The sequence below is a fragment of the uncultured Succinivibrio sp. genome, assembly GCF_902756765.1.
Taxonomy (GTDB): domain Bacteria; phylum Pseudomonadota; class Gammaproteobacteria; order Enterobacterales; family Succinivibrionaceae; genus Succinivibrio.
Genome location: NZ_CACVSS010000115.1, coordinates 1 through 6590 on the forward strand (window position 1 = coordinate 1; position 6590 = coordinate 6590).

The window sequence follows — 6590 nt, forward strand, 5'->3', positions numbered from 1 at the left end:
TCAAGTCCATTATTCTTGTAATATTCGGCCTTTGCCTTGTACATTCTCTCATCAGCAAGCTTTGCAAGTTCATCTATGTTTGCATCAGGATAATCTACCCGGCAGGCATGGCCAGCCGAAATAGACATATTCTTTACAAGTTTGCCCTGCCATTGTCCAACATGACTATAGAATTCTCTTTCGCCAACGGCATATTCTTCAGGAGTTAAGCAAAACATACCAACAAATTCATCTCCTCCAGTACGGAAAATTTTACCATTTTGCCCCTGCAGCGGTTTAAGTTTGTTGGCAATACCGGCAAATCCATAAATAAGTTCATCTCCAGCCGCATGACCGAGAGTATCATTAACCTGCTTGAGCTGATTTATATCATACATAGTGAACACCAGATTGTCAGGAATTGGATTTCTGCGATAATATTCAAGTTGTGCCTCGTATGCTCTTCGATTCAGGAATCCGGTCATATCATCTGTAACTGAACGCAGGAATAACACCTGTTCCTGCTGCTTACGTTCATCAATTACCTGTGTTGAGAACAGTACGACGGTTGGACAGCTTTCATTGTCAGTTTCTACAGCAATAAAGTTGGCAATAAACCAACCTGTATGTTGTCCAACGAACTCAGAGGATAGAGTCTTAATACCTCTCATACGTTCACTAATAGTCGTGAGATCAGTAAACTCTAAGGCACTGTCACGATATTGAGGAACAATGACGTTCTCCATAATAAGCCGCATTTTTTCAGCTGCAGAGATTTTTTTATCCAAAAATTCCTTTAACTCGCCACCTGAAGAGTATTCTGTTATTGTTCCGGTTTTAAGATTAATCAGATGCATAGAATAATACATATCAGCAAGGGACTTCAGAATTCTTAGCTGTTCCGATTTTACTGCATCCGCTGCTTTTAGATTTTCCTCGAGTTTTTTCTTGTCATCGATATCAATAAAGAAACCAACAATAGATATTGGTGATCCATCTTCTCTTCTGGCAATTCTTCCTGCCGCATGGAACCAGCGATATCCTCGGTTATGGGTTAGAAATTTGTATTCAGTATCATAAATTGTTCTATTGGTATAATCTTTCACAGCGTTCCAATACTGATTAACCACTCTTTCCCTATCATCTGGATGAAGTCTGTCCTCGAAGGAACTGAATTCGTTAGGAAAGTCTGATTCATCCTTATACCCAATCATACGTCGAAAAACCTGACTCCATTTTACAGAAGTCATTTCACCGTTCTGGTTGAAAGTCATATTCCAGGCTCCAGAACCAAGTGCTTCCTGAAGAAGATCTACCTCATTAACCATCTCTGATTCGTTATAATTATTAGATTCCATGATCACAGATACCTTCTTTTAGCTGATTCATGATTTATACAAACAGTAACACTTCTCTATATTTTAAATATAACACTGATTTATATTCTGATATCGTTCGCATCTCAGTATATTTAAGGTATTTAAATCTGAATTATAGAGAAAACAGGTAAACACCTGAAAAAAGAGCTTTCTCTTCTATAAGAGAGGAACGAAAAGAGATTTAAGAGCGCAGGAAACATATGCTTCCCGCGCAACTGCTACTGAGTTTTCTGTAGCATGAAGGTCTGGTATTCAAGATCAGAGAACTGTCTGTCAACAAGGAACAGACCAGTGATGGTACAAAGCAGCATTGAGAATGCAAAGCCGTATCCATAATACACAGGACCAAGATCAATACTGATGTATGAGAACAGGAAGTTTGAAGAAACCATGACTGCAGTCAGGAGCAGAGCTCCGTATCTCTTATCCAGGTAATACATGACATTTAGAAGAGACATCACAAGAACCTGAAGACTTACACCAACAAGATCAATATAGAAAAGATTCAGATAAATAAGATCGATGCCAAAGGCTGATAGAATATCCTTAGCAAAAACCAGCAGCAGAGCCAGAGTTATACCCTGAACCTTGAAAATCTTATAAAGACACTTTCTGCAGGACTCGATCATCTGATCCTTGTATAGAGTAATAGTGCTTAGAGAACCACCCTCTCTTACGGAATTATAGAATTTAAAACAGTTCTCTGTAAAATCTGTCTCAATTCTCATAATAAATACCGCCATTCCAGGAACTACAGCTAGATAAGCTAGGAAGATTGGAAGATCGTAAATATAAGAGGCTCTCATTACATCTATCTGAGCATATGAAGTCTCATTTCTGAACCAGAATACGAATTTATCAGCCCATACTCCAAGGTTATAGAACAGACCACAGAATACAAGTGAAACATAAACCTTATGAGGATTTAAGAAATCAAATCTGATAAAGCAGAAACCAGGCATCGAGCGCACTACCTGAAGCAGGAAGGCAAATGTAAGAATACCCTGTGATACACAGAATATAAACTCAAGACCTAAAAGACCAAAAGGAGGTATTGACCAGGCAAGAAAAACCATGAGACCGTAACCGGCAAACATGGTTATAACAATACGGTAATACTCCTTCATACCAGACAGGAAGATAATCACAATCCACTGATTGGTCAGAAGTACAAAAGAGGCCAGCATACAGATTCTTACAGAAAAATCGATGCTTGGAAGAAAATTTAACAGTAAAAATCCTACCGCTCCTGATACTGCTGTTAAAAACAGCATAGCTCCGAACAGGTTAGGAATAATTCGGTTATCCTCTCCCCTGAATTCACAGTCAGCCACGAATCTTGAGAAAAGGATCTGGAAAAATCCACTTAGTATAAGCGACCCTGCCATCATATACGTTACCGAGATCAGAAACTGAATAATCAGAACTGACGGATAGATAACATCTATACTGATGATACCAATAATCATCAGAGCCATGATTGACAGTACCCAAGGGCCAGAACTTACAATTGAAGCTATACCGTAAGCCTGTATTACTGAAGTTAGGGAATCCTTTTTAAGGATCTTCCTTAACTCAAAGCCTATTCCCGCCATCTATACCCTCTTGATAAAGTTTTCTGTAGGAATCAAACATCATTGATTCTTCATAATGTTTCAACACACGCTCGCGACCAATGTCACCGGTTTCACGCCATAACTTATCGTCACTCAGGAAATGGTCAATCATTTCTACACCCTGAGCAGGATTTGCTATTGATATGACTTCACCTGCATGACCAAGATTTGGAGACTCGTTCTTTGCACCATATAGGATCTCAGAACAGGCTCCAACATCGGTTGCAATACAAGGAATACCACTTGCCATAGCTTCAAGCAGAACCAGAGGCTGGGCTTCAGAAATTGAAGTCAGCATCATAATTCCAATCTGAGGCATAATTTTGGCCACATTCTGGTTTCCAGTGAATTTTACATGCTCCTGAAGCCCTAGACTCTGTACCAGATTCTCACACTCTGACACATACTTTGGATCCTCTTCCTTAGGACCAACTACCCAACCTTGAAGATCCGGGTACAGCTCCAATGCACCTCTGATGGTACGGATAAAGGTTTTAACATCCTTAATTGAAACAACTCTTCCAACCAGAGCAACTACATGAGGAGGAGTCTGGGGTCTAAGCTTGTAAGCTTCCTCAAAGCGATTGGTCTTAATACCGTTAACCACAACTACGGTCTTATTTTCCGGAGCTCCATCAATTACCTGACGAAGTCTGTTTCCTTCAAACAAAGCAGTGATTCTGTACGCTTCCTGATATGCTGACTTACCCATCTGCACAAAGAAATTGATCCAGATCCTGCGGATTAGATCCATACCTGAATGCATGGATATATCCAATGAGTCACTTTTACTCTTAATCCAGGTTGCAAGTGACAGGTCAATCTTTCGCTCTTTTGTATAGATACCGTGCTCTGTCAGAAGGAAAGGCACGTTATTGGAGGCGTGAGCAAGCGCACCAAGGAAACCGGCATAACCTGTTGATATTGAGTGATAGCATTTAGCTTTAGGAAGATGAGCCGCAATTCTGCAGAGCTCAATTAGAGGCTGGTATAAGGTTCTGTATGTCCAGAAATAGTCCACAAATGAACCTTCAGCATCAATTGCATCATAACGCTCTGTGAGAATATCCCAGGAGTCTCTGCTATACAGAAGATCATTAATAGCATAAGGATCAGTACCTATAGCGTTGGCAAAGTCTCTTAATACTTCATGAGGAATAGGCTTTTCAGGGTTATCAAAGGAACTGATAACCTCTCTCCATAGGCCAAAGTCCTTGTTATTGGCTTTCTTAGGCATCTTCTTTGACAGATTCTTATCGTCAGGAAGAATATAGTGCATTTCCATGCCAACAACATTTGAAGGAAGCTCATAGGCCATTTGCTTGTAAGCGCTTCTCTGACCACCAATGAACACCAGATAGAATGTGTATTGTGGCATATTGCTGATAATCTGATGTACCCAGGAGGAAACACCGCCGCGAACAAACGGATAGGTTCCCTCAAGCATCATGCAGATATCAGACTTTGCGCCTACATTAAAGCTAGCATCTTTCTTCATCAGCTCTTTGTAGACTTCACTAACACTCTTTTTTTCTTCACTATTTGGCATTTAACCAATACTCCCTGATGTGAGAAAGTTTTGAGCCTTCAGAGGTATAAAGAGAGCTCAGGTATGTTTTTACAGAAGCATAGTCTCGCATTCTGAAATTCTGAAAGCGCATTCAGCCAGATATGTATTTACCTGAGAATCCAGCATCTTTGCATTTTTTGCTTTCTGAAGCGCAATCATAGCTGGCTCAATTTCGTTAAGCTCAAGCTGAATTCGACCTAAAAGCAGCTCAAAATTGCCTCTATCTTCAATTTGAATAGCTTTCTGACACCATTTTTTGGCGTTGTTAAGATAGTGCTTAACCAGAACTGTATCGGCAATTCCAAGATAGCAGATTTCCCAGAACTGCTGGGCAATATCGTAGGCAATATCTGCGGAATTGTTTTCCTCGAAAGAGTCCTCAAGTCTCTTAATATTGTCGGTAATATCCTGCTCAATAGGGTCAAGCTGAGAATATGCCATGAGACGAACATCATCGGCAGGATCTCTTAAGGCAATCTTATAAAAGGATATTCTCTGATCTCGTGGCAGATGAGATACAGAGGAAATAGCCTCTACTCGTCTATCTGTGTCAGGTGCATTTAAAAGAATATCCTGCAGAGCGCCGGTACCCAGCTTGGTATACATCATGTCACGTGGATGTGAAGGCAGCTCTTCCCTTGGATTGTGAATCCACATAACCTCATCCTTTTTTCTTGGAAGGTTCATGGCCACAACCACACATACAAACAGTCCGACAAAGCCGACAACAGGAAGGAACATGCACATCAGGAACATGAAGCCCACAGCAAGATAAGGGTTCTGTGATTCTCTCATTTTAGGAGGCAGCATCATATACATGGCATAAGATGCACTTATACTTGCAATAAAATGAAAAAGTGAGAATACCAGAAGTCTCCTGTAGAGCTCGGCATCTGAAAAAGCGTAAACAGCAGCGCTTATATCACTAATCAGGCTTAAAACAATAAGAAAAATCGTCATCTTTTAAATCCAGTTTTTTAAGCTCTGAAATCAACTGTTCATTTTCGACTGATACATCCAGAGGACCGGTAAAATCAAGCTTGATTGCACCATCTGACTCTCTGGTCATAAGACGATCAACTCGGTCAATGTACAGCTGAGCCTGTAGTTTTGATGTTAGAGGCAGCAGCACAACAAGAATTGTTTCGTCATCATTATTTTTGCGTTTCCAGTAGATATCGGCACCACGACGAAGAGAAATAGTCTTGTCAAAAAGAGCTAGAGCTGCATCTGTATAACCTTTACAGAAAACAATACTGCTGTTCTGTCCGTGGAACTTGTTCTCATCAAGAGCCTTCTTAAGATAGCTTAAGAACAGATCCTTTTCTGAAGTCTGAATTACAGGAGCAATTACACCTGTAGACATCATATCAGCGGCATAGGCACTGACCAGATTTAAAATTGCAATATTCTGAGAGGTCAGAGTAAAGAACTTAACCTGAGAAACCACAACACAGGCATGCATAACACCGGCAGTATCAACTAATGGAATACACAGCTGATACTTTAGGGTTGAATCTGTCTCGTACAAATTAATAGGAGATAAAAGTTCCCTGCTCTCCAGCATGTCTTTTACCATACTGTCTTTTAAATCAAGATCTTCCATCTTACCGATTGAAGCAAGAGCCTTTGGATCAATTTTTCCATTTTCAACTCTATAGAGTCCAGCCTCTTCCATAACTACAATCGAAGCTAAAAGTTTCAGAACATGAGGGGCTAAGGTAGTTATTCTGTCGTGCTGATTTACCCCAAGTATTGGATATCTTTCGTTGAGTTTTTCAAGTTCACTGATACTTGAACGAAGACTTACCACCTGTCCAGCCATTCTCTGTTCTAACTGATCATGAGAGGAACGAAGCATGAAATAGTTTTGAGTAAACAGAGACAGTTTCTTTTTCATGAATGCATAATCAAGGTCATTGCGGTGAAGTCTTTCTTCCCAGACATCACGAAACTCTCCTGCAATCATGTTAACAACCAGCATGCCTACTGCCTGATAGTATGAAAAATAATCAGTGATATTGTGATATTTAAAAAATGACAGTG

At 40.2% G+C, this 6590-nt stretch carries 5 protein-coding genes; all 5 read right to left on the bottom strand.

What is annotated here, in order from left to right; translation table 11 throughout:
- Positions 1 to 1337: diguanylate cyclase (locus QZU45_RS10870; RefSeq protein ID WP_295355206.1), on the bottom strand; the 1337-nt coding region annotated here is incomplete at its 3' end.
- Positions 1338 to 1576: 239 nt separating this feature from the next.
- Positions 1577 to 2953, bottom strand: coding sequence for an exopolysaccharide Pel transporter PelG (gene pelG / locus QZU45_RS10875; RefSeq protein ID WP_295355208.1), 1377 nt, complete (start codon positions 2951 to 2953; stop codon positions 1577 to 1579).
- Complete coding sequence (pelF, locus tag QZU45_RS10880; RefSeq protein WP_295355210.1) at positions 2934 to 4523, bottom strand: GT4 family glycosyltransferase PelF; 1590 nt, start codon at positions 4521 to 4523, stop codon at positions 2934 to 2936. The genes pelG and pelF overlap by 20 nt, the downstream gene beginning before the upstream one ends.
- Positions 4524 to 4592: 69 nt before the next feature.
- Positions 4593 to 5504, bottom strand: coding sequence for a hypothetical protein (locus QZU45_RS10885; protein ID WP_295355212.1), 912 nt, complete (start codon positions 5502 to 5504; stop codon positions 4593 to 4595).
- A partial coding sequence (locus QZU45_RS10890) for a PelD GGDEF domain-containing protein (RefSeq protein ID WP_295355214.1) occupies positions 5470 to 6590 on the bottom strand: 1121 nt, incomplete at its 5' end. The genes QZU45_RS10890 and QZU45_RS10885, both read right to left, overlap by 35 nt.

Coding starts and splice junctions, on each gene's coding strand:
- pelG (WP_295355208.1), bottom strand. CDS start 2,953: ATGGCGGGAATAGGCTTTGAGTTAAGGAAGATCCTTAAAAAGGATTCC.
- pelF (WP_295355210.1), bottom strand. CDS start 4,523: ATGCCAAATAGTGAAGAAAAAAAGAGTGTTAGTGAAGTCTACAAAGAG.
- QZU45_RS10885 (WP_295355212.1), bottom strand. CDS start 5,504: ATGACGATTTTTCTTATTGTTTTAAGCCTGATTAGTGATATAAGCGCT.